The organism is Chitinophaga sp. HK235 (assembly GCF_018255755.1).
In the GTDB taxonomy this organism is placed as follows: Bacteria; Bacteroidota; Bacteroidia; order Chitinophagales; family Chitinophagaceae; genus Chitinophaga.
Window position 1 is genome coordinate 8,137,716 of sequence record NZ_CP073766.1, and the last position, 24,596, is coordinate 8,162,311.

Consider the following 24,596-nt stretch of genomic DNA (forward strand, 5'->3'; position numbering starts at 1 on the left):
TATTATTAGATAGAATTATTTATGTATTTCGGAAGTGAAGTTGAACTGAATGTCCGGGTTGTTGGTTCTTTCAGTGTTGAGGTACCATTCGGACTGGGCGAGATAAACGAGGTGGCCATCTTTGTCTTCCACGATATTGGAAGATTTGAAGCGGATGAAGTCCTCGATTTTGTTTTTAGGTCCGGTGATCCAGCAGGCCTTATAAAAAGGCAGGGTATTGAACTGGGCTGCGGCACCATATTCCTGCAGGAGACGGTACTGGATAACTTCAAACTGGAGGTCGCCTACGCAGCCGATGATTTTGCGGTTGCCACCATGTTGGGTGAACAGCTGGGCAACTCCTTCATCTGTGAGCTGACGGATACCTTTTTCGAGCTGTTTGGTTTTCATCGGGTCTTTATTGACCAGTTCCTTAAACAGTTCGGGTGAGAAGCTGGGGATACCGGTGATGTAGAAGTTTTCGCCTTCGGTGAGGGTATCACCGATTTTGAAGTTGCCGGTATCGAACAGACCTACTACGTCGCCAGGGAAGGCATCGTCCACAATATTTTTTTCACGGGCCAGGAAGCTGTAAGGGTTGCTGAAGCGCACGTCTTTGTCGAGGCGAACGTGATGATAGAATTTATTTCTTTCGAATTTGCCGGAGCAAACGCGGAGGAAGGCGATACGGTCGCGGTGACGAGGGTCCAGGTTGGCGTGGATTTTAAATATAAATCCGCTGAATTTTTCTTCGTGAACATCGATTTCGCGGGTGGAGGATTCCCGGTTGCGGGGGATGGGGGCAATTTCCACGAAGGTGTCCAGGAGGTCCTTTACACCGAAGTTGTTAACGGCACTACCGAAGAATACGGGTGCTAGTTTGCCTTCGAGGTATTCTTCCTTGTTGAAGGTGTCGTACACGCCTTCTATCAGTTCCACATCGCCACGGAGCTGAGCGGCATCGATCTTGTCGAAGTGCTCATCTACAAAGCTGCTGCTGAGGTCGGGGAGTGCCACCACATCTTCGTCGGTAGCTTTTTTATTGGGCTGGAAAGCGACGAAGCTTTTGTCGTACAGGTTGTATACACCTTTGAAGTCCTTACCCATATTGATGGGCCAGCTGAGGGGCCTTACGCGGATACTCAGTTTTTCTTCCAGTTCATCGAGCAGGTCGAAGGGATACTTACCATCGCGGTCCATTTTATTGACGAAGATGATTACCGGAGTATCGCGCATGCGGCAGACTTCCATCAGTCTTTCGGTTTGTGCTTCCACCCCTTTTACGCAGTCGATTACCAGCACTACGCTGTCTACTGCGGTGAGGGTGCGGTAGGTATCTTCCGCAAAGTCTTTGTGACCGGGGGTATCCAGCAGGTTGACCAGGATATCGCGATATTCGAAGGTCATTACGGAAGTAGCTACGGAGATACCTCTTTGCCGTTCTATTTCCATGAAGTCGGAAGTGGTGTGCTTCTTGATTTTGTTGGATTTCACCGCGCCGGCAGTCTGAATGGCGCCGCCAAACAGGAGGAATTTCTCTGTGAGGGTGGTTTTACCGGCGTCCGGGTGGGCGATGATAGCAAAGGATTTTCTTTTATTTATTTCGTTAGCGTACTTCATATAGAACCAAAAAATGGCTGCAAAGGTAACTAAATTTTTTTTCCGGCTATATTTCGTGTTTATTGGCTTGAAGTGAGTAGATAAATCCGTTAAATTTGGAATATGATAGCAACCCTAAAAATATTAGTGACTAGTTTGAAGATGGCTATACAGGAGCTGCGGGTGAATAAGTTGCGTACTTTTTTGTCGCTGCTGGGTATCACGATCGGTATCTTCTGTATTATTGCTGTTTTTACGCTCACCAACAGCCTCGAAAGGAATATCCGTACAGACCTTGCCCAGTTGGGAGATGATGTTATATACGTCCAGAAATGGCCCTGGGGGGGTAACGGAGATTATCCCTGGTGGAAATATATGAACCGGCCGGTGCCGGAGTACAAAGATTTCCGGATAATACAGGATAAGGTGCAGAGCGCCAGTTTTTCCTCTTTCAACTTTGATGTAGCTGGCAAAAAGGTGGAATATGGGAATGATTATATGGAGGGTGTGTCCCTGATGGCGGTGAGCAATGATTTTGACCGGATTCAGCAGCTGCAGATCTCTCATGGGCGTTTTTTCGCCAATACGGAGTGCAACAGCGGTGTTAATGTGGGCATCCTGGGCGCAACCGTCTGGGATGGACTTTTCCCTTCTGCGGAGCAGGCATTGGGTAAAACCGTGCGGGTGATGGGCCGGGATGTGAAGATTGTAGGGGTGTTGAAGAAAAAGGGAGAGAGTATGATAGGCGGGCTGAATTATGATAACGGGATTATGGTGCCATACCGTTTTGCCCGCACCCTGGTGGATGAGCGTCGTAATGCGGACCCGTATATTCTGGTGAAGGCCAGGCCCGGTGCATCTATGTCCCAGCTGAAAGATGAGCTGAAAGGGGTTTTGCGGGCAGCCCACCGGTTGAAACCCAGGGAGGACGATGATTTTGCCTTGAATGAGATCAGTTCTGCCAGTGACAGCCTTAATTCCATCTTTAGTGCGATCAACGCAGGAGGTTTTTTTATTGGGATCTTCGCCCTGATCGTAGGAGCTTTCGGGATAGCCAATATTATGTTTGTGACGGTGAAGGAGAGAACAAGCATTATTGGCCTGAAAAAAGCCATAGGAGCCAAAAGGGGTATTATCCTGGCGGAATTTCTGATGGAAGCGGTGCTTTTATGTCTTATCGGGGGAGCTTTTGGGCTGGTGCTGGTATATGTCTGTACAGTTGTCATAAATTTGGTCAGCCCCTTCGAGATGTTCCTTTCCCTGAACAACATTGTGCTGGGATTGGTTTTTTCTGCGGTGGTGGGTATCCTGGCGGGCTTTATACCTGCATATTTTGCCAGCAAACTGGATCCGGTAGTGGCCATCAGGAGCAATTAATGATCATCCCTCAAATAATCTGTTATGAAAACAGTGCGGCTATTAACTGTTCTGATTATATTTGCAGCGTGCAAGACGTCACCGCCGATCAGTACATGCCGATATACGGGCGAGGTAAAGGATATGAGTGGTATTGACGGCTGCGGGTTGGTGATAGCCATGAAAGACGGCACCACACTGGAACCGGTAGAGTTTGCCAATCCGGGGTTTACCCTGAAGGCGGGTCAGGTGATAAAGTTTGATTTTATGGAGTTGAAAGACCGGATGTCGAACTGCATGGGAGGCCGGGTGGTGCGGATAGATTGCATACAGGAAACGAAATAATGGATAGTAAGTATATAGAAGAGGCGGGAGTTTTCCCGCCTTTTTTGTTTATTTTTGCCGCTTATGTCAGTGAAAATACTAGCGATTGAATCTTCCTGTGACGACACCGGTGCGGCAGTGCTGGTAGACGGAAAGATCCTTTCCAACCATATAGCGAACCAGAAAGTACATGAACAGTACGGAGGTGTGATTCCTGAGCTGGCCTCCCGGGCTCATCAGGAGAACATCGTGCCGGTAGTGGATATTGCCCTGCGTACAGCGGGGGTGAAAGCGGAGGAGCTGAGTGCCATTGCGTTTACCCAGTCTCCGGGCCTGATAGGCTCTCTGCTGGTAGGCAGTTGTTTTGCCAAATCCATGGCTATGGCCCTGGATATTCCGTTGATAGGGGTGCACCATATGCAGGCACATGTACTGGCTAATTTTATTGACGATCCCAAACCTTCCTTCCCTTTTCTTTGCCTGACGGTGTCCGGAGGACATACCCAGATTGTGTTGTGTGAGAGTCCGCTTAAAATGCGGGTTATCGGGGAAACCCTGGATGACGCAGCCGGCGAAGCCTTTGATAAAAGTGCCAAAATCCTGGGCCTGCCTTATCCCGGCGGTCCGTTGATCGATAAATATGCCAAAACAGGAGACCCTAACCGTTTTAAGTTTCCGGAGCCGCGTATCCCTGAGCTGAACTTCAGTTTCAGCGGTCTGAAAACAGCCATTCTGTATTTCCTGCAGGAGAATCTGCAGAAGGACCCGGATTTCATCAGCAAAAACCTGCCTGATATCTGTGCTTCCATCCAGGGGCGTATCATCAGCATCCTGCTCAACAAGGTGCTGAAAGCCACCAAGGAAACGGGAGTGCGGGATGTGGCCATCGCCGGCGGGGTGAGTGCCAACAGTGGACTGAGGGCCGCTTTGCAGGAGTATGGTGAAAAATATAACTGGCGCACCTTTATCCCTAAATTTGAGTACTGTACTGATAATGCCGGTATGATCGGCATTACAGCGTATTACAAGTACCTGGCCGGTGAGTTTTCCCCGCTGGATGCCGTACCTACGGCCAGGGCTGCATTTTAATATAACCGACAGATACTGTGGATGTAAGGTGAGGAATGCCAGCACGTTATGGGCTGTGGCAGGCAATTTACCACTACTAAAAGAGAAGATGCTATCCCTTTCTTTTAGTTTAACGATTTAGCTTTAACCCTTTCCTACAGGATCTGTAGGCATATCAAAAGGACTTGTTTGTATTATGAAGAAGATCATCATTTTTTTATGGGGGTTGTCTGTCTCCACTGCGGCCCTGGCACAAGACACGGTATTGCAGAACAGCTGGAAGAACCAGAAGTATTCCATGTTCATCCACTGGGGAGCTATTTATTCCACCCTGGGTGGCGTATGGGAGGGGAAGCCTGTTACCCGTGGCTACAGTGAGCAGATACAGTCACATGCCGGGATTTACAGCGATGTGTATGGTGATGTGGCCAAACAGTTTAATCCGCAGTACTGGAATGCCGACTCTATTGTGCTGCTGGCCAAAGCGGCTGGAATGAAGTCGGTAGTGATGACCTCCAAACATCATGATGGTTTTTGTATGTTCCATTCCGCCTACACCGATTATAACGTGGTAGATGCCACCCCGTTTAAGCGGGATGTGCTGAAGGAACTGTCAGATGCCTGCCGGCGGCATGGCCTGAAATTCGGGATGTATTTTTCCCTGATAGACTGGCATTTCCCGCAGGCTTATCCTATCTCCAGCAGTAACAGTGATCCTATCACTCCCGAACATCATGAGTTCAATAAAAAACAGGTGACGGAGCTGATGACCAACTACGGTCCTGTATCTGAGATATGGTTTGATATGGGCTCTTTGACATCTGCCCAGAGTGAGGACCTGGCAGAAATCGTCCATCATCTGCAGCCTGGTTGTATGGTAAGCGGCCGGCTGGGCAATGATGCCGGTGATTTTTGTGTAATGGGCGACAACCAGTATCCGGACTATAAAATTGCTTCTGCCTGGCAAACACCGGCTTCTGTATATGATGAGACCTGGGGATACCGCTCCTGGCAACAACACGGTCCTGTGGCAGACAAGGCGCATGAGAAGCTGGCAGGACTTATCAAAGTGGTGAGTCGTGGCGGCAACTACCTGCTGAACATTGGCCCACGCGGAGATGGATCAGTAGTGGACTTTGAAAAAGAAGTGCTGCTGGCCAACGGCGAGTGGCTGAAACATAACGGGGAGGCCATTTATGGCGCGCAGGCTAACCCCTTTGATACTACGTTTGCCTGGGGAGAGATCACAACCAAACCTGGAAAATTATATCTGCACCTGCTACAAGCGCCTGCAGGCGGGATTATCACGTTGCCGGGGCTGACCAGCCAGGTGACGCAGGTGAGCCTGCTGGATGGTAATAAAAAGCTGCAGTGTAAAGTGTCCGTTAAAAACGGTGCGACTGTTATCCAGCTGCCTGCCGGATTCCAGGTACCAGACAAAACCGTTCAGGTGCTGACGCTCAGCTGTAAGGATAGGGTAGACATTGTGCCGGTGCACCTGTTGAAAAACCCGGCTGTACTGAGCAGGGCTAATGCTACTCCTTTATACAGCTTCTCTGGTATTGATTACGACAGTTACTATCGCAGCCAGGTAGGTGACCGCTGGACTTTCACCGCCGGTAAACCTGCACGCCTCAGCGTGGTGTACAGTGCCGCAGAACAGGACAGGGCAGTGCGTTTCACACTCAATGGTATGGCGCGTGAAATTACCCTTAACAAAGGAGTGCCCAAAAAACTGAACAACCATCCGGAACAGCTGCAATGGGGCCCGATGTATTATTCCGGTCCTTACTGGTCAGGTATTGACGGTGTACACGGGGATTTACGGCATATTGATGTGTCGAAGCCATTGTCTGCCAAAGCCGGTAAGCCATGGACATTGCGTGCTGACTGGAAAAATGATGAATTACAAACCACGCCGGGTGACCGTAACCTGGGCTGGTACATATTACAGGAAATTACCGCTCCGGTGGCGGGCAGCTACCTGGTAGGATTTACCAGCGGAGATGGTATCGCCGTATATTTGAACGGAGAAGAACAGGTAGTATATAACAATCCTGAAAGGGGTGGTAAACAAACGGAAGTGCTGCTGTTGCCTTTAAAAGCAGGTAAAAACCAGCTGGTGGTGAAGTTTTACAGCCGTTTTGCGAAGCAGTCAGTATGGGCTATTCACCGTAATGTGCCGCAGGTAATGTATATACAGCCATTGCCACAGCAGGTAGCCGGTAGCGAGGATATACAAGCCCTGGAGGTAAGGCAGGCGAGGCCGGTGTCTGTGCACCGTAATCTGCGGATGCCTAATTTGTCAATTGAGATGGAGCAAAAATAAGAATGGGCAATACATTTTTTCAATTCAAGCAGTTTAAGGTAGATCAGGCGCATTGCGCGATGAAAGTATGTACAGACGCCTGTATACAGGGTGCTTTCACTGCGCAGTACCTATCTGCCTCCGATATAACGGTGTCGGCTATACTGGATATAGGAGCCGGCACCGGTCTGCTTAGTCTGATGTTGGCACAGGAGGTGTCTGTACCCGTAACGGCTGTGGAACTGGACCCGGCAGCTGCCATGCAGGCTGCGGCCAATTTTCAGGCTTCGCCGTGGGCGGACCGTCTGGTGCTAACGCAGGAGGATATACGAAAAATGACAGCCCCGCAGCCTTTTGATTTTATTATCACCAACCCACCGTTTTATGAAGCCGCTCTGAAGAGCGGGCATGCGCAGAAAGACCAGGCGATGCATGCCACCAATCTCAGTTATGCCGACCTGCTGGACGCTATCGGCCGTAATCTCCGGGAGGGTGGTGAGTTTTCGGTGTTATTGCCCTATGTGCAGTTTGAAGTGTTCACGGCATTGGCATCAACAAAAGGTTATCATCCCCGGAAAGTATTACGTGTAAAACAAAGTGTAAAACACGGGTATTTCCGGGCCACCGGTATCTTCAGCAAAACCCCGGGCCATACTGACACAGAGGAGTTGGCCATTTATGATGAAAACAACCGTTATACTCCTGCCTTTGAGGCCTTGCTGCGGCCTTATTACCTGAAGTTATAAGGGATGTACATAGTCTTCCAGATAGGCGAACGGCTCGGTAAGCATTCCGTTGGCTGCGATGGTAGCCTGGGCTATCATGGGGCTTTGTTCCTTCAGTAATTCTTCAAAAACATATTTCATGATCTGGTCACCGAAGTACTGGGAGGCGTCCCGGGGCAGTTCGTTGGGCAGGTTGCTCACGCACATCATATCCACTGTATCAGGGAGATAGGGGGCTGTTTGTTGCATGGTGGTTTTTACAATGCCATATACAGGGTCTTCGATGGTGCTGTCGCCCAGGTTGCAGGGCACGGAGCCGTTGGTATCGTCTGTAATGTCGGCGATCACCCGGATGCGGAAGTTTTCCTTTTTCAGGTCTTCCGGAGAGAACAGAGGAGGGATGTTGTGGTCCCAGTAAATACCGTTCATTAGTATATCGCTGACCGTTAGATACGGGCGGAAGCGGCATTCGTAGTTTTCCGGGTGGGCGTGGAAGTCGGCCCGGCTGTATGTTTTATCGTTTTTACGCAGATAAAGTTCTCCTGCTTTCAGCTGGGTATAAACGGGATAGGCGTATTGATTAACCAGATATTCTTCCGGCGGGATGTATTTGATACCCAGCAGTCCCATGATCTCCAGCACGCCTGCAGCCACGCGACCGGAGCCGGTGAGGACGATTTTCATCGGTGGCAGCTTGATGCCGAAATAGTGTGAGATCAGTTCCTGAAAGTCGTGGCAGGTATGCACTGGTTTAAAAGAGAAGGTGCCGGTTTTCCGGCCTAAAGCCTGCAGGCCGTTATGCGCGCCCACTACTCCCGCAAAGAAGCCGAAGCCCAGGATCCGCTGTCCGTCAGGGTGTACGAGGCATTCATAATCTATCAGCGTGATATTTTTTTCCAGGATCACCTGCAGCATATGCTGGTTATGCGGTTGTTTCTTTTTGGTGTGGCTAAAGAAAAGGTAGGTTTTATTGGGAATGAGATATTCCGGCGGTACTTCCTTGATACCCAGCAGCAGCTGGCACTGGCTGAGATCTTCCTGCAGCGTGATGCCTGCCCTTTGGTATTCTTCATCCTTAAAACAGCGATGGGCGGAGGGTTGTACCAGTATTTCCACCTGCGGAAAATGGTGCATGATCCATTGGCATTGTTTGGGCGCAAAAGCCACGCGGTTATCGTGTGGTTGTTTTTCTTCCCTGATAAGTCCTATTGAGATCTTTTTTTCCATACTTCAATTTACTGTAAATTCTTACGCAAGAATTTTTTGCAGATAGTTGAAATTTATTTTGCAGATTAAAAAAAGATTTTCTACATTTGCATCCCGCAATTGACGCGGAAAGGTCTTGTAAAAGATTGCCCAGATGGCGGAATTGGTAGACGCGCTAGACTCAAAATCTTGTTTCGGCAACGGAGTGCAGGTTCGATTCCTGTTCTGGGCACAAGATAAAGCCTTCATAATCAGTAGATTATGAAGGCTTTTTTGTTTTCCGCAACTTTCAATCCTGCCACTTTTATTCACTTTCAATCACTTACTCCCGTTTTTCTGACACACATGCCGGCACTTACATGGTACATCATTTGGCGCACATAAAGGAAAATGAAAGTCATAGTAACTCCGCTTGTATCACGTGATCACAGCAAGGTATTCTACTCTTTTGAGTGGGGTAAGAAAGCAGGACAACGTATAGCCACTGGCGTATTTACCTATGCGCATCCTGAGAATGCAATTCAAAAGAAATATAATAGCGAAACGCTTAAATTGTTGGAGATTAAGAAGTCTTAGTTAATCCTGGATGGAGTTTCAGTCGGTTCTGATTTTACCGCTTCGTATAGATTTGAACGTAATTTTCTAGATTACTACGAAAACTATGTAGGGCATAACAAAACTTTCGGCAATAGGCATCTTGTATGCAGTTACAATCAGTTTCGACGATTTTTTAGTTCTAATTATTTATCTCCTAAAGATCTTACGGAAGAACTTTGCACTAAATTCCAAAAGTCCCTGTTAGGCCATGTTCTAGATGACCATCGCCTTGTTTTTAACCTACCAACAGCAAATGGAGCGAATAAAGTACCTGGCGTTTGGTGTAAATCCGCAGCCATAGAAAAACATATTATCTGGAATTGTGCAAGACTGAGCTTTAGTATTTTACTTCATGATGCAAATGTTGATGCTGCAACAGTGTCTTTGCTTTTGGGACATACAACAACGAAATATGTTAACTTGACTTACAAGAGATATCGACCTAAAGATCAGAATGAAGCGATTTTGAAACTGCCTAAATAAAATTTTCAACAAAACACGAATAGCAAATAGCTTAATGTGATAGAATCTATATCATTTCTTCGCCTCTGCTCTATATTCTTTATCGGTAACAGCCTGAAGCCATATGGTAGGTCCATTTTGTGTGTTGGTGATAGCGACCTGAATAAACCCGGTATCAGCGCTTGCTCCATGCCAATGAGGAACATTAGGCGGGCACTTTATTACATCACCTTTGCGGAGAATAACTTTTGGCCGTCCTTTTTCCTGATAATATCCCACACCTCCGGTAGCCAACAGTATTTGACCACCGGGATGATAATGCCATTTGGTCCTGGCACCAGGCGCAAAGGTCACGTTTCCCACCTGCGTACTATTAAGGCTATCGGGGCTTACCAATTGTTGCAGGTAGACGTTTCCCTCGAAATTATCATTGGTGATTCTTTCTCCTTTGGGAAAAATAAGCTGTGTATTCTCTGAATGCTGTCCAGGAAGTGAGCCACAGGAGGCAACTAATATTGCCAACATTGGAAAGCTGATGCTAAAAATATGCTTCATTTTCATTTCAGATAATGCTTAAAGAAATTATCCAATTTTTTCACCGCCTGCGGTACATATTCCGGCCTGTCGTACATATCAATATGGGACGCACCGGGAACCTCGAACAGTTCTTTCGGAGCTGCCGCCCTGGCAAAGGCATCATCGCTGAAATAGCGGGAGTCTGCCTCTTTACCAATAATCAGCAGCAAGGGACGAGGTGAGATCATTTCCACATGGTCCAGTGCTGTAAATGCCATCAGCTTATCCAGACTGGTAAATACATACTTGTTCTGCGAATTCGGATGCTGTCCTCTGGGAGTACGGTAATACTCATATCCTTCTCTGTACATGCCAGTAGCGCCGGCGGGAATTTCTTCACGGGAGTTAAATACATAGTTCACGTACTTTATCGGCTCCCCATGCGCTTCCCGTGTCCGTTGTTTACCTACTTCATCCAGGCGTTGCTGCATCTGCGGTTTTAACACACCATTCAGTCCCTCGCGGCGAAGCTGACCAAGATCCACCATGCTAACAGTAGCCACAGCTTTTAAACGGTGTTCCGTCTGTGCCGCCTTTATGGCGAAGCCGCCACCGGCACAGATGCCCAGTACACCAATGCGGTCCGGATTAATCGATGGATGGTTGCTCAGATAATCTGTTGCTGCACGATAGTCCTCTGTACGTACCGCTGGGTCCTCCAGAAATCTGGGCTCGCCGCCACTTTCTCCCTGATAGGATGCGTCAAACGCCAGAGTAACATATCCCTGCTCCGCAAGTTTCTGCGCATACAATCCGGCTGTTTGTTCCTTCACACCACCAGCAGGGTGTCCCACCAGTATGGCCGGATACTGTTTATGCCGGTCGAAGTTCTTAGGAAGGAACAGATTGCCGACAACAGTAATATTCTGATTGGGGAAAGTCACCTTTTCCATAGCAACGCCATTTTCTGTTTTTATCATATCAGCGGATGCCGTATTGAACATCTCATTCAGCATATCTGTAGCAGTATTGCCTTCCCGCCATCCCACTTTGGTAGAAATCAGGAACGCCATACGTCGCAGCTGCTGTTCCGTAAATCCAACATTCCTGCCTACATTCAGATGCGCCCGTAATTGTGCCGCTGTACCGCTCATACTCGCCAGCGCTGAAATCGTGGCAATCTCCCGGTTTTGATAATCCAGGTTGTCTCTGCCGAAAATATCTGCAAATAAGTGTTCCTTTAAAAAAGTATCTATAACAGGAACATATTTTTGAGGGGCGCCAATGTTCGTTGTGCCGGTTAACTTAGTTTGTACCCTCTTCCCAAATACAAACTTTGACGGTATGAAATTGACGGCTGCAGGTGTGTTCCCGACAGCATCATTTATTCCTCTTTGTTTCCTGCCGCTCACAACGTTCTCCAGTGTGCCTATAGCGTTCAGGCTGCGGGGAAAACCGGCATAGGCATACAATTGTACCAGTATTTCCTTTACCTCATTAATGCTCAATCCTGCATCTAATCCGTTGTTCAGCGCCTGATTCAAAAACGCCTGATTACCGGTTGCCGCATGAGCAGCAATAGGAATGATGCTTTCCTGCTTATCTGTAAGTACTTTACCTGTATCTGCCGGCTGTTGGGCATTCGCAGATCCACACATTCCGACAAACGTAGTGAACAATGCCATCACAGAAATATTTTTGAATAGTTTCATCTCATCTTTTTTATTTCAACAAATTGATGCTGCGTAGCCATTCTACTACTTTCGCTTCCGCCTCCGCAGCTTCTTTTTCTTTAATGACGAGCAGTTTCCCATCTCTTTCGGAACCACCTCTGATGGAAAATCCTTTCAGTATTTTACTTTTCGGGCAAAGCTGCTTTACCGTATCAAAACTGCTACCTATACCATACCCGCCATTAGTATTAAAAGGAATAACTGTTTTGCCGCTTAAATCATATTGGTGTAAAAAACTCTTTATCGGCGGTGGTAACTGCATCCCCCAGGTAGGAAAGCCAATAAAAACTACATCGTAGTTCTCAATATTGTCAATCTTCGTTTTTAGCGCTGGCAGGTAGCCCTTCTCATTTTCAGACGATACCTGCTGCACCGTTGCCTGATAATTGGAAGGGTCTTTGACTGGTTACAGCCTGCTGCGCTTTAGAGCAACCGGACAGCAACAGAATCGACATACCTAGTAACCAGGTGGCTATTATTTTCATTGAACAAAAAGTTTAATCAAGTCCCTTCTCCTTTAAAAATTTCGATAGCAGGTCGGCAATCTGGACATTGTTTAAGTCTGAAAAAGGGAAATGGGTGTTACCATGAATGCCTATTTCAGGTAAGTGAATCAGTGTTACATCGCCACCGTGTTTATTGACCACATCCCTCCATTTTCGGGCAATGTCCAGGAATACCCGCCATTGTTCCTGTCCGGGGTTCGTACTAGGGCTGTCGGGAATATTGTCACCATAGTAAATGGCTATGGGAATCTTTGTGAGCTGCTGGAACTCCGGCAGCGGAATAGTAGCCGGCTTGATAACACGACTGCCTAATACGATGGAGTGCGGGGCTTCCCCTTCCGGAAATACAAAGTCACCGCCCGGTTCATAGGAAACTACAGCCTTGATACGAGGATTTTTTAGTGCAGTACGCCATCCCAAGCCGCCGCTTTGCGAGTGCGTCACCAGAATTCCGGCGCCAATCTTATTAAACAGTTCAGATACCGCATTCGTATTTACTTCCGGATTATAAGGCCCAATATTGGAGGCCGTCTGACGGAAAAACTGATTCAATGCTTCCGGGTCTTTGGAGAACTGAACACCAGGATAAAAGTCGGGCCACACACCTAAACGAAATATTCCAAACCAAAGTTGATCGTCGGCAGTAGGTGCAAGGTTGATAGGCTGAGGGCTTTTGCCGCCATGTCCACGTCTGGGCTGATCGATCAGGTACACCGGAAACCTGCGCCGCAGAAAGATCGTTTGAAACCCTTCCCGCCCATCGGGTGTCGTTTCCCATGTTTTCGTGAACTGTCCATGCCCGTGCCAGAATACCAGCGGCAGTTTTCTGGGACGCTCCGGCACCTGGTAGAAAACGTAGGCATGATCTACATGGAGTGTTTGCCCTGCGCTGCTGGGATTGACAGGATTGTAAGCCCCGTCTTTGATCGGGTCAAAGGTCCCTGGGTTGGTTACAACAGTGCCACCTACTGCAAAGCTGCCTTGCTGCCGCAGTACTAACTGTCCTGTATCGATGCTTGCCTTGTTGGAAGCACAGCCCGTGATGAATATAGGGGCGATCAACAACGAAAAATATATTTTCCTTGATATCTTACTGATAAGCATATACGATAATTTGAATCTGCATGAGAAAAGCGTCTGCTGAAATGTTATTGTGTTAACAGCCGGGTGAATGACATAGAACCTAACGACCAGCCGTTTTCCTGCTTTACATACACTTCTGTCACAACAAATGGATTAGTGACTTCATTGCCGCCAACAACGGCCAGCAACCGGATTTTATTCAATAGAATAGCAGTGTTCCCAATCAATTGTACAGATGTTTCCTGAATATCGGCCTGCTTATACTGGATGGATCCTGATCTAATAACATTTAGTTCCTGCGCCTTCGCCATTGTATCACCCATGTGAACGAAAACAGCTTTTTCATTGAACAGCGCATCCCAGAGAATCCACCTGGCGGTCAGCCATCCGCTTTATTCAGCGCCTGCCCGTATCCATAACTTAATCCCATACAACCAAGCCCCAAAGCAGATACTTCCAGACGGATTTTCCCAATATTCTTTTTTTCATATGATGATCGGGTTAATGAGTTATATATTCATTTGCCTTTCCCCCAACCATTTTACCATCGCAGGGTCGCGGTGATCGAAGAAACTGCTGGTGGCAGAGTCCAGGGCTTTTATGGCATCCAAGTCCTGGTCACTAAGTTCAAAGTCGAAAATGTTGAAATTTTCTTCCATTCGTTCTTTCCGGACAGATTTAGGAATAGCGATCACACCGCGTTGAGTAAGCCATCTTAGAATCACCTGCGCAATTGATTTTTTGTATTTATCAGCAATACCACCCAGCAGGTCATTATGGAAAATATTATTCTTTCCTTCTGCGAACGGTCCCCAGGATTCAATTTGTATATGATTTTCCAGCAGGAATTGCTGCGCAGCAGTTTGCTGGTGAAAAGGGTGGGTTTCTACCTGGTTTACGGCGGGTACCACCTCATTATGGATGAGCAGGTCCATCAGTCGGTCAGGATGAAAATTACTGACACCAATGGCCCTTATACGGCCTTCTTTATACAGTTCCTCCATTGCCCTCCATTCGCCGTAAACATCGCCATAAGGCTGGTGTATCAGGTACAGGTCGAGGTAATCCAGCTGCAGTCTTTTTAGAGAATTCTCAAAAGCCTTTTTAGTACTGGTATAGCCATCAGATTGTATCCATAACTTAGTCGTAATAAACAGCTCCTCCCTGGCTACACCAGATTTCTTTATGGCGGCGCCTACCGCTTCTTCATTACCATAGGAGGCAGCAGTATCAATAAGCCTGTATCCGGTGGCAATCGCATCCAGCACGCCTCTCTCGCACTCTGCCAGGTCTGTCACCTGAAAAACGCCATATCCAAGAATAGGCATTTGTACTCCGTTGTTCAGCGTTACGTTTTTCATACTTTAGTGTATGTAGTTTACTTTGACTTTACAAAGGTGACTCACATTTTCTGCATCGTTCTTATACCTATTACGGGTCTTTTTACCATTATTACCGAAGTGGGGGACTCAGCCGGGGCGCAGTGCGATTATTCAGTAATTTTAACAAGTAAATACCTATGGTTGTTTATGGATAATATGTTGAAATTCAATACAATTAGCGATTATAACTCCTTTAATAATAACGAAACACTGCACCCTTTGGTCAGCGTGGTGGACCTCTCAAAGGCTGATCCCAGAAGCGGTTCCCGCATGTACTTTGGGTTTTACACCATTTTCCTGAAGGAGGTGAAATGTGGCGACATCACCTATGGCCGGAATACCTACGACTATCAGGAAGGTACGCTGGTCTTTCTGGCTCCCGGACAGGTAGCAGGCGTTAACAGCAACGGAGAGATGTACCAGCCCAAAGGGTACGCACTGGTATTCCATCCGGATTTAATACATGGTACAGCGCTGGGACGCCGCATCCATGATTATACCTTCTTCACGTATGATACGCGGGAAGCGCTGCATTTATCTGAACGGGAGCGTCAGATCGTGATGGACTGTTTCTCAAAAATCAGCTACGAACTACAACATGCGATTGATAAGCACAGTAAAAAACTGATCGCCTCCAACATTGAACTGCTGCTGGATTATTGTGTGAGGTTCTATGATCGGCAGTTCATTACACGGGAACATGTTTATAAGGGCGTACTGGAACGGTTTGAGCAGCTGTTGAATGATTATTTTGAATCCGACAAGTCCCAAAATCTGGGATTACCGTCAGTCGCATATTGTGCCAGTGAATTGAATCTGTCAGCCAATTACTTTGGTGATCTTGTGAAGAAGGAAACAGGAAAGACAGCGCAGGAATACATCCAGACCAAAATAATAAACATCGCCAAGGAAAGAATATTTGATCTGAATAAATCTGTTAGCCAGGTGGCCGGCGAATTAGGGTTTAAGTATCCGGCACACTTTACCCGTTTGTTTAAACAACGTGTTGGCATCACACCAAATGAATACCGGATGCAGAATTGATAAGATAATTGATTTCGTCAAAACCTTCGATTAGTTCCCTCTTAATTTCTAATCCAATCCAAAGGGAAAATATATCAAATTTTATCCGAGGCAACTCTATAAAAAGGGTCTTCTAATATATTTACCTCAATGACAGATTCGGCATTCTTCAGTAATACCCTGCAGTCACCGCTTAGATGGCGTAAGTGTAATTTTTTTCCCGCCTTTGCATAGCGTTCAGTTAGTTTATTTAACGCTTCAATACCACTCATGTCTGCAACTCTGCTTTCTTTAAAATCAATAACTACATCTGCCGGATCTCCGATAACATCAAATTTCTCGTTGAATGCAGTAACTGATCCAAAAAATAGAGGTCCGTATATCTCGTAATGTTTTACTCCTTGTTCATCCAGATATTTTTTTGCCCGGATTCGTTTGGCGCTTTCCCAGGCGAAAACTAATGCAGATATGATTACTCCAATCAATACTGCTAATGCCAGGTTATGCAGCAAAATAGTTATGAGAGCGACAAGCATTCCTACAAACACGTCTTGTTTAGGCATTTTATTGATAATGCGGAAACTTCCCCATTCAAAGGTACCTATTGCTACCATAATCATCACACCTGTAAGGGCTGCCATGGGGAGGCGTTCTATTATTGGCGCTCCAAATAGTATAATTATTAATATTGTAAAGGAGGCAATTATACCGGATAATCTAGCTCTGGCTCCAGCTGATAAATTGACCAGTGTTTGAGCGATCATCGGGCAACCGCCCATTCCAAAGAAAAACCCATTTGCAATATTAGCTGTGCCTTGTGCAATACACTCCCTATTACCATTCCCTTTAGTCCCTGTCATTTCATCCACGAGATTTACTGTCAGCAAACCTTCGGTTAACCCAACACAAGCCATGACTAAGGCATAAGGGAAAATAACTCTTAAGGTTTCCAATTTAAATGGAATCATTGGTATGTGGAAGGGTGGGAAACCACCACTTACTGATGCAATATCCTTAACTGTTTTGGTGTCAATATTCAATCCCCATACAAGTAAGAAAACAATAAGGATAGCAACGAGGGATGGAGGTATCGCCTTGGTCACTTTCGGTAACAGTATAACTATGGCTATAGTCAACAATACCAAACCGCCCATAATAAATAGCGGTGTACCGCTAAGCCATACGCTATGACCATTAACAATTGTTTTAAACTGCTCCAACTGTGCCATAAATATAATTACTGCAAGTCCGTTTACGAACCCATACATCACCGGCTGAGGAACAAGTCTTACAAATTTCCCCAACTTAAATAAACCTATTAGAATCTGTATCACTCCCGCCAAAGCGACTGCTGCAAACACGTATTCGATGCCATGTGATTTCATTAAGGCAATCAGCACAACAACAGTAGCACCCGCACCACCTGATATTAAACCAGGTCTGCCACCAAAAACAGAAGTAATTAACCCCATGATAAAAGCCGCATATAAGCCAACTAGTGGTGGGAAACCAGCAAAAATGGCAAAGGATAATGATTCTGGCATCATAGTCATCGCTACTGTTAAGCCCGCCAGGACCTCATTCTTGTAGTTGACTTTTTGCTTAAAATCAAATAAATTAAGGTAAGCCTTCATTTACTGATGGTTTATTATAAAAGAGAATAATGCGGATCGATAAAATGAATAGTCATGCTATACCCACAAAACGAGGTGTAGCCTACAGGAAGTGCCTGTTAGTCATGGTGGAGTAACCGCTGATGATGTATTTTTTCTATTCATTTCGGTCGCGAAGGTAGGACATAATTTTTCTTTTTGCAAAATGATATAATATAACATGAACTATACATAATATGTAAGCCCTATTAAGGTATTGTCCAAAATGAAAATGGCCATCTGCCATACTCGCATTAATGCCATTGGCACTTGGAATAGACTCGGTTTTGTATTAATGGCTGAATATGACGCATTATTGTCCTTTACAGGAAGTGTAGCAAAGGCTAATTTTGCAGGATGACCAGAAAAATTGCCTTTATCCTGCCTCCGCTTGTGGAGCTGTTGGACCTGGCAGGGCCGGCCCAGGTATTCAGGGAAGCAAGCCTGATGGGTATTGAACTTGATATAGCATTCTATGCTGTGGAGCAGCAACCTGCCAGTGCTGTGGGACTACCTTTGGGAAAAATCAGGAATTACCGGAAAGCAACCTTGAGCGAAGGCGATTTTATCTTTATTCCTGGTTTCTATTTTGAAGGCCTGAAAAGACGTCCTGGTATTGAATACTCATTTTTTCGCTGGCTGGGCGATTGTTCAGCCCGTAAAATTAATATCTGCTCGGTATGCAATGCAGCCTTTATCCTGGGCAGCGCTGGTCTGCTGGACGGCCGTGAGTGTACCACCCACTGGAGGAGTACTGATCTCCTGCAAAGCATGTTCCCCGCAGCCCGCGTACTTACCGATGTATTGTTCGTAAAGAGTGGGAATGTCTATACCAGTGCAGGCATTAGCTCCGGAATTGATATGGCCTTATCCATCTTGGAAGAATGGCTGGGGCCATTAGTGGCCAACCAGGTTTCCAGGGGACTGGTGATATACCACCGCAGGGGCGGTAAACATAGCCAACAGCATATCTACCTGGATTATAGGAATCACATCAACCCAAAGATCCACCAGGTGCAGGATTATATGATCAGCCATCTGGAGCTGTCCTTGACGGTGGAAACGTTGTCTGAACTTTTCAATAGCAGCTCAAGAAACCTCACCAGGATTTTTAAAGAAGCCACAGGCATAACGATCAACGAATATCTCACCCGTCTTAGGGTGGAAAAAGCGGGAACGCTGCGTAATAATCCTGAATACACAATCACTAAAATAGCTTCGGAGTGCGGGTTCAAGTCCGCCCGGCAATTACAAAGAATACTAAAAAAATATAGCAAAAGTGAAAAATAGTAAAGTGACCTACGGCATCCTTCTGATTACTGGTATGACAATGATCTGGTTTTTTTATGCCTGTGCCCCTGTCCGGGAGTTTATGAGATGGAAAACATTTGAGGGTCATTCCACTTTCAGCTACCAACGCCCGGGTTTTGACTCCACCAAAGAGACGGTGATACTTGTTGCAGATAATGAGGGAACTGAGATTTTCGACCTGATGGCGCCGTATTACCTGTTCAGCGCTACCGGAAAGGCAAATGTGTATGTGGTTGCAGAGAAAAAAGAACCCGTTATCATACGAAAGGGGCTTTTCCTGCTGCCGCATTTTTCTTTCGATGAATTCGATTCCACTGGTATCAATGCCAAGGTGATCGTTATTCCTAATTTGTCGGCGATGGATGCACGTCACCAAAATCCAAAGATCGTAAATTGGATTAAAAAACATTATCATGATTCTACTGTTATGCTTTCCGTTTGTGACGGCGCGCTGACAGCAGCGGCGACTGGTATCTATGATGGCAGGCCGCTTACTGCCCATGCGTCTGATTACGCAGCCATCCGGAAGCAATATAATAAGCCACAATGGGTTGATAACATACGCGTAACCCGCAGTGGAAGCCTGTATAGCACCGCAGGCGTTTCAAATGCCACGGATGGGGCACTTTTTATCATTGATACCCTTTGGGGGCATCAAACGATGTTAGGGGTAAGCAAGTTGATCAACTATACGGCTTCTCCCCAACAAACAGCACATAAGAGTACTCCCATTGGTTTCGGTGATAAAATAGCCATCGGCAAAAAAGTATTGTTCGGAAAAAACAGGCAGATCGGGGTATTATTGCAGGATGGTGCCAATGAGTTGGAGCTGGCTGCGGTATTAGATACGTATAACCGGACCTTTCCTAAATCACTGGAAAGTGTAACATTGACAAGTAGCAGCATAACCACAGGCTATGGACTCACTTTACTGCCAACCGCCAGTTTGGATAAATTCCATCCGGATGAGCTTCATGTTTTGTATCCGGATAAGCTTCCGTCAAAAATTCAATTCCTGTCAGAGCCTTCAGTAGTGGTTAGTTATGACCGGCAGAACCCCCTGTATATCATAGACGCTTGCCTGAACCGAATCCAGCTGCAATATGGCCCAAGATACACCGAAGTGGTAAAGCGGTTACTCGACTATAACTAAACCCTCTACAGTCCTTTTGGCGTCCTTTTCCGAATATGACGACACGACGTCAGGAAAGTAGTTTAACAATTGCCTCATGACATAAGAATATATATATTGAAGAGAGATTGTAATTTGTTCAACACTTGTGCAGATAAGATTTAAATGTTGATTTGACAATTATTTCGCGTGCATATATGAAAAACTTACTTGTCTTTCTGTTGGTATCCCTGCGATGGCAGTAGCTCAATCTTCCCGATTGCAATTATTTACCCCGGGTTAACCTGCCTGGTAAATACCTGCAGTAATCTACAGCATACGGACTTATGATGATTGAAATCTGATATTCAAATTGAAGCTTTTATTGTTCAGACAATATTCTATCATCATAGTCTACTGAAAAATGGATTGATGGATATTTTATCATTTTTCTGAAAGTTGAGGGAGGGATAGACTTATATTTCAGAAACTGTTTATTAAAGTTTGGAAGCGTATTGAAACCGCTTTCGAAACATATTTCAATCACACTTTTGTTAGTGTCCTTTAGGAGTTTACAGGCATAACCTATCCTGATTTCGTTCAGATAGTCGACATAGGTCTTTTTGGTGCTTCTGCGGAAATACTTACAGAATGCAGGTATGCTCATGCTTACTACCGTCGATACTTCCCGGAGGCTGATTTTGTTCCGGAAGTTATTGTTGGTATATTGAAGTATCAAATCGATTTCTTCCTGTTTTAAACTATAGGTAGCGTCTGGTGCCTGTGAGGATAGTGCTATGTGATCTTCTGATTCAGCCATCATATTCAGGCACTGGAAGAGGCTGATGATGCGCGCAAATCGTTGCTGATTTTCCAGATCCCGGATTATGCAGGCCATTTTTTCTCTATAATTACCGATTATCTTCAACCCCTGCGTAGCAGCTAGCAAAAGCTTCTTCAAATATATTCCTTCCGGTAAATTAATCAGATCGCTCCCCAAAAAGTTATCAGGAAATTGAATAACTACTGCGCTGGTAATTATATCGCCGGACTTCTGAAAGGTATGAGGCAGATTGGGCGCAAGGAAGAAGATATCTCCCGGTCTGAAATCTCCAATATAATCTCCAACAAAAGCAGAGCCTTCACCTTCCAAAATCAAAATGAGTTCATATTCATTGTGTTGATGCCAGGGTACTTCAAAGTTGGGCGTACGATAAGTTCTGGCTACAAAGGATGTATTTTCTGATAACGTGAGTTTCTCTATTAGCGGCTTCATGATATTCATGAGTGTAAATATTATAATGTATTAGTGGCGGCGCCGGCGATGCTCGGGGAAATAATTTATTTCGTTTCCAAACCGACATTGTCAGAAAACTAAGATATGAATTCTCAGTAAGTTATGTTCATCAAGGTGGAGAAAATAAGGAATGGATAGCACAATTGGAGAGCAAATTAAAAAGTATACCGGAATTTGCCGGAGCTGGCATGCCTTTCAGAGGGAGCAGGATTTTCTAAGCCTATCGTATATAATAGTTTATGTTTTGTAGATAATAGGAGTAGTCACGGGTGGTGCCGCCACGTACCTTTATTGCATCATATTTTATCAGATAACGTCCTGTCTTTAGCACTTGTTGGTTGGCAATGCACGTTGCTGTTATCTGTCTGTATGGCATTTTTATCTAATTGAATCAAATTAATGGGTATGTATTTTATTGGTTACGATATTGGTTCCTCCTCCATAAAAGCTGCATTACTCGATGCGGATAGTGGCAGATGTATGGCATCTGCCATCAGTCCTTCCAGGGAGATGCCCATACAGGTACCCTATAAAGGATGGGCGGAGCAGGAGCCGGAAAGCTGGTGGCGGGAGATAATCGCCGCCACAGATTTATTAAGGCAACAAGTCCGGATTGATTCCTCCGCCATTGGTGGCATCGGTATTGCCTATCAGATGCATGGGCTGGTATGTGTAGATAAACAACAGCAGGTGCTGCGCCCGGCTATTATCTGGTGCGACAGTCGTGCTGTGCATATAGGCAATAGGGCATTCAATGCATTGGGAAAACAATATTGTCTCGATCATCTGCTTAATTCCCCTGGAAATTTTACGGCTTCCAAATTGCGATGGATATATGAAAATGAACCACATATCTATGAACGCATTGATAAGGTCATGCTGCCTGGAGATTTCATTGCCATGAAGCTTACAGGCGATATATGTACAACTGTTTCCGGTCTTTCAGAAGGGGTCTTATGGGATTTCAAAGCCAATGCCATCAGCAGGAAACTATTGGACTATTATAATATAGATGAAAGCCTGATACCTGCTGTAGTGCCTGCCTTCGGCGTACAAGGGGCACTTACTGCCGCTGCTGCAGCGGCGTTACAGCTGCCAGCAGGCATACCCGTTACTTACCGTGCAGGTGATCAACCCAACAATGCTTTGTCGCTCAATGTGCTGAAACCCGGGGAAGCCGCAGCTACGGCAGGCACTTCGGGCGTAGTGTATGCCGTGCATGATAAACATGCATCTGACCTGCAAAGCCGTGTTAACACCTTCGTACACGTCAGCAATGATGAACAGCATCTCCGTGACGGCGTATTGATGTGCCTCAACGGGACAGGGATCGCCAATAGCTGGTTGAAAAATATGCTGGGTGATATTGATTACGCTGCTATGAACAGCGAAGCTGCTGCATGCGCTCCCGGCGCAGATGGCCTGCTGGTATATCCATTTGGCAACGGTGCAGAGAGGATACTGGGCAGCAGGCATATAGGCGCTTCCGTCAGATACCTGGATTTCAACAGGCATGGCCGGAGACAACTGTTGCGGGCTGTGCAGGAAGGGATCGTTTTTGGCCTTAACTATGGTTTAGAGATCATGTCCGCTATGGATCTTAAAATTCATCGGGTGAGAGCAGGCAATGCCAATATGTTTCTCAGTCCGCTATTCCGTGAAATATTTGCCAATACGGCCAACACTGTGATAGAACTGTATAATACTGACGGCGCGCAGGGAGCAGCGCGCGGAGCAGCTATAGGCGCGGGATATGTGAACATGGAAGAAGCATTCCGGGGAATGGAACGCCTGATGGTTGTTGAACCGGAAGCAACCCTTCAGGTACAGTACCGTGAAGTCTACGGTAAATGGCTCACCGAGTTGCGTTCAAAATTATAATACTGTTCATATGTACAATATATCATTTTAAAATCCACCTTTTATGAGCATCACACTTGGAAATCACGAATATTTTAAAGGTATAGGAAAGATCAGCTACGAAGGACCGCAGTCTGACAATCCACTCGCCTATAAGTGGTATGATGAAAACCGGATCATTGCAGGAAAATCCATGAAGGAACTTTTCCGCTTTGCAGTCAGTTACTGGCACACCTTCTGTGGTACCGGCGCTGATCCCTTCGGACCGGGCACCAAAAATTTCCCCTGGCTTGCATCCACGGATGCTGAACAAAGCGCAAAAGACAAGATGGACGCCGCGTTTGAGTTTATCACCAAATTGGGATTGCCCTACTACTGCTTTCATGATGTAGATCTGATTGATGAAGGCGCAGATCTTGCTACCTACGAAAAACGTATGCAGCTGATAGTAGACTATGCCCGCCAGAAGCAGGCAGCCAGTGGCGTTAAGCTGCTCTGGGGTACGGCCAACGTATTCAGCCATCCAAGGTATATGAACGGTGCTGCCACCAATCCTGACTTCACCGTAGTGACCTACGCCGGCACACAGGTGAAAAATGCATTGGATGCCACCATAGCATTGGGTGGAGAGAATTATGTTTTCTGGGGAGGCCGTGAAGGATACATGACATTGCTGAATACGGACATGAAACGGGAGCAGGAGCATCTGGCGCGCTTCCTGTCCATGGCCCGTGACTACGCGCGGAAGCAGGGCTTCAAAGGAACATTCTTTATTGAACCTAAACCCTGCGAACCTACCAAGCACCAGTACGATTTTGACAGCGCCACTGTAATCGGTTTCCTGCGCCAGTATGGGCTGGAAAAGGACTTTAAATTGAATATTGAAGTAAACCACGCTACGCTGGCGGGTCATACTTTCCAGCATGAACTGCAGGTGGCAGCAGATGCCGGTATGCTGGGCAGCATCGATGCCAACCGCGGCGATGCGCAGAATGGCTGGGATACGGACCAGTTTCCGACAAACCTGAATGAACTCATCGAAAGTATGCTCATCATCCTGGAAGCCGGAGGATTCTCCGGCGGAGGCGTGAACTTTGACGCCAAAACCCGGCGTAATTCGACAGACCTGGAAGATATATTCCATGCGCATATCGGAGGCATAGATACTTTTGCGCGGGCCGCCGTAATTGCAGAAAAAATATTGACACAAACGTCCTATAAAAAATTTCGCCGGGACCGCTACGCCTCATTTGATACAGGCAAAGGCCGGGAATTTGAAGAAGGGAAGCTTTCACTCGAAGACCTCCGCCACCTGGCCTTCGCGGGAGGAGCACCGGTACAGATCAGTGGAAAGCAGGAGTGGCTGGAGAATCTTATCAACAGTTGTATCTTTTAGCGAATGCCGGTACAAGAAGCGTACAAAGGAATAAATTGTATTTAAATCAGCTTCATCACATATATTGGAATAGTTCCGCTTTAATCTGACAGTTAGGGTTAA

20 protein-coding genes and 1 tRNA gene are annotated in these 24,596 nt (G+C 46.3%); 11 read left to right on the top strand and 10 right to left on the bottom strand.

The window, feature by feature from the left end; genetic code table 11:
* Nucleotides 1-15: 15 nt before the first annotated feature.
* On the bottom strand, nucleotides 16-1,599 hold the full coding sequence (locus KD145_RS31480) for a peptide chain release factor 3 (RefSeq protein WP_212003750.1): 1,584 nt from the start codon (nucleotides 1,597-1,599) through the stop codon (nucleotides 16-18).
* Between the two features lie 102 nt (nucleotides 1,600-1,701).
* Here KD145_RS31480 and KD145_RS31485 point away from each other — a divergent pair, with 102 nt between their 5' ends.
* From KD145_RS31485 to KD145_RS31505, 5 genes are all read left to right on the top strand, one after another.
* Nucleotides 1,702-2,955, top strand: coding sequence for an ABC transporter permease (locus KD145_RS31485; protein WP_212003751.1), 1,254 nt, complete (start codon nucleotides 1,702-1,704; stop codon nucleotides 2,953-2,955).
* Between the two features lie 123 nt (nucleotides 2,956-3,078).
* A complete protein-coding gene (locus tag KD145_RS31490) occupies nucleotides 3,079-3,279 on the top strand; it encodes a hypothetical protein (RefSeq protein ID WP_212003752.1) in 201 nt (66 codons plus the stop codon).
* 63 nt (nucleotides 3,280-3,342) lie between these two features.
* The gene (tsaD, locus tag KD145_RS31495) at nucleotides 3,343-4,347 is read left to right on the top strand and encodes a tRNA (adenosine(37)-N6)-threonylcarbamoyltransferase complex transferase subunit TsaD (protein ID WP_212003753.1); all 1,005 of its coding nucleotides are present in this window, start codon (nucleotides 3,343-3,345) and stop codon (nucleotides 4,345-4,347) included.
* A gap of 175 nt (nucleotides 4,348-4,522) precedes the next feature.
* Complete coding sequence (locus tag KD145_RS31500) at nucleotides 4,523-6,655, top strand: alpha-L-fucosidase (RefSeq protein WP_212003754.1); 2,133 nt, start codon at nucleotides 4,523-4,525, stop codon at nucleotides 6,653-6,655.
* Nucleotides 6,656-6,657: 2 nt separating this feature from the next.
* A complete protein-coding gene (locus KD145_RS31505) occupies nucleotides 6,658-7,380 on the top strand; it encodes a tRNA1(Val) (adenine(37)-N6)-methyltransferase (RefSeq protein WP_212003755.1) in 723 nt (240 codons plus the stop codon).
* On the opposite strand, the gene KD145_RS31510 is transcribed toward KD145_RS31505, so the two are convergent.
* Nucleotides 7,375-8,586 carry an NAD(P)-dependent oxidoreductase gene (locus KD145_RS31510; RefSeq protein ID WP_212003756.1) on the bottom strand — a complete coding sequence of 404 codons (1,212 nt, stop codon included), beginning with the start codon at nucleotides 8,584-8,586 and terminating at the stop codon, nucleotides 7,375-7,377. The two genes, KD145_RS31505 and KD145_RS31510, sit on opposite strands and share 6 nt — an antisense overlap.
* Nucleotides 8,587-8,713: 127 nt before the next feature.
* Here KD145_RS31510 and KD145_RS31515 point away from each other — a divergent pair.
* A tRNA-Leu gene (locus tag KD145_RS31515) sits at nucleotides 8,714-8,797 on the top strand.
* Between the two features lie 899 nt (nucleotides 8,798-9,696).
* Here the strand turns inward: KD145_RS31515 and KD145_RS31520 are convergent.
* From KD145_RS31520 to KD145_RS31545, 6 genes are all read right to left on the bottom strand, one after another.
* Entirely contained in the window at nucleotides 9,697-10,149 is a 453-nt protein-coding gene (locus KD145_RS31520; RefSeq protein WP_249219676.1) for a cupin domain-containing protein, read from the bottom strand.
* Nucleotides 10,150-10,181: 32 nt separating this feature from the next.
* Nucleotides 10,182-11,852: an alpha/beta fold hydrolase gene (locus KD145_RS31525; protein ID WP_212003758.1), complete on the bottom strand. Its 1,671-nt coding sequence runs from the start codon at nucleotides 11,850-11,852 to the stop codon at nucleotides 10,182-10,184.
* 10 nt (nucleotides 11,853-11,862) lie between these two features.
* Entirely contained in the window at nucleotides 11,863-12,246 is a 384-nt protein-coding gene (locus KD145_RS31530) for a flavodoxin (protein WP_212003759.1), read from the bottom strand.
* Nucleotides 12,247-12,370: 124 nt separating this feature from the next.
* Nucleotides 12,371-13,483: an alpha/beta fold hydrolase gene (locus KD145_RS31535; protein WP_212003760.1), complete on the bottom strand. Its 1,113-nt coding sequence runs from the start codon at nucleotides 13,481-13,483 to the stop codon at nucleotides 12,371-12,373.
* A gap of 44 nt (nucleotides 13,484-13,527) precedes the next feature.
* Nucleotides 13,528-13,845, bottom strand: a complete 318-nt coding sequence (locus KD145_RS31540; protein ID WP_308219054.1) for a nuclear transport factor 2 family protein — start codon at nucleotides 13,843-13,845, stop codon at nucleotides 13,528-13,530.
* A gap of 126 nt (nucleotides 13,846-13,971) precedes the next feature.
* Entirely contained in the window at nucleotides 13,972-14,823 is an 852-nt protein-coding gene (locus tag KD145_RS31545) for an aldo/keto reductase (RefSeq protein ID WP_212003762.1), read from the bottom strand.
* A 168-nt stretch (nucleotides 14,824-14,991) separates the two neighbouring features.
* Between KD145_RS31545 and KD145_RS31550 the strand changes: the two genes are divergently transcribed.
* Nucleotides 14,992-15,888: an AraC family transcriptional regulator gene (locus tag KD145_RS31550; RefSeq protein WP_212003763.1), complete on the top strand. Its 897-nt coding sequence runs from the start codon at nucleotides 14,992-14,994 to the stop codon at nucleotides 15,886-15,888.
* Between the two features lie 74 nt (nucleotides 15,889-15,962).
* Here KD145_RS31550 and KD145_RS31555 read toward each other — a convergent pair whose 3' ends face one another.
* Nucleotides 15,963-17,501 (bottom strand): SulP family inorganic anion transporter, encoded by a 1,539-nt coding sequence (locus KD145_RS31555; RefSeq protein WP_212003764.1) that lies wholly within the window; start codon nucleotides 17,499-17,501, stop codon nucleotides 15,963-15,965.
* A gap of 375 nt (nucleotides 17,502-17,876) precedes the next feature.
* On the opposite strand from KD145_RS31555, the gene KD145_RS31560 reads away from it, so the two are divergent.
* Nucleotides 17,877-18,809: a GlxA family transcriptional regulator gene (locus KD145_RS31560; protein ID WP_212003765.1), complete on the top strand. Its 933-nt coding sequence runs from the start codon at nucleotides 17,877-17,879 to the stop codon at nucleotides 18,807-18,809.
* Nucleotides 18,799-19,983 (top strand): DJ-1/PfpI family protein, encoded by a 1,185-nt coding sequence (locus tag KD145_RS31565; RefSeq protein ID WP_212003766.1) that lies wholly within the window; start codon nucleotides 18,799-18,801, stop codon nucleotides 19,981-19,983. Before KD145_RS31560 ends, KD145_RS31565 begins: the two co-directional genes overlap by 11 nt.
* 340 nt (nucleotides 19,984-20,323) lie before the next feature.
* Here KD145_RS31565 and KD145_RS31570 read toward each other — a convergent pair whose 3' ends face one another.
* A complete protein-coding gene (locus tag KD145_RS31570) occupies nucleotides 20,324-21,226 on the bottom strand; it encodes an AraC family transcriptional regulator (protein ID WP_249219677.1) in 903 nt (300 codons plus the stop codon).
* Between the two features lie 417 nt (nucleotides 21,227-21,643).
* Between KD145_RS31570 and KD145_RS31575 the strand changes: the two genes are divergently transcribed.
* Nucleotides 21,644-23,119 (top strand): xylulokinase, encoded by a 1,476-nt coding sequence (locus tag KD145_RS31575; RefSeq protein ID WP_212003767.1) that lies wholly within the window; start codon nucleotides 21,644-21,646, stop codon nucleotides 23,117-23,119.
* Between the two features lie 43 nt (nucleotides 23,120-23,162).
* Nucleotides 23,163-24,494, top strand: coding sequence for a xylose isomerase (gene xylA / locus KD145_RS31580; protein WP_212003768.1), 1,332 nt, complete (start codon nucleotides 23,163-23,165; stop codon nucleotides 24,492-24,494).
* Nucleotides 24,495-24,596 lie beyond the last annotated feature (102 nt).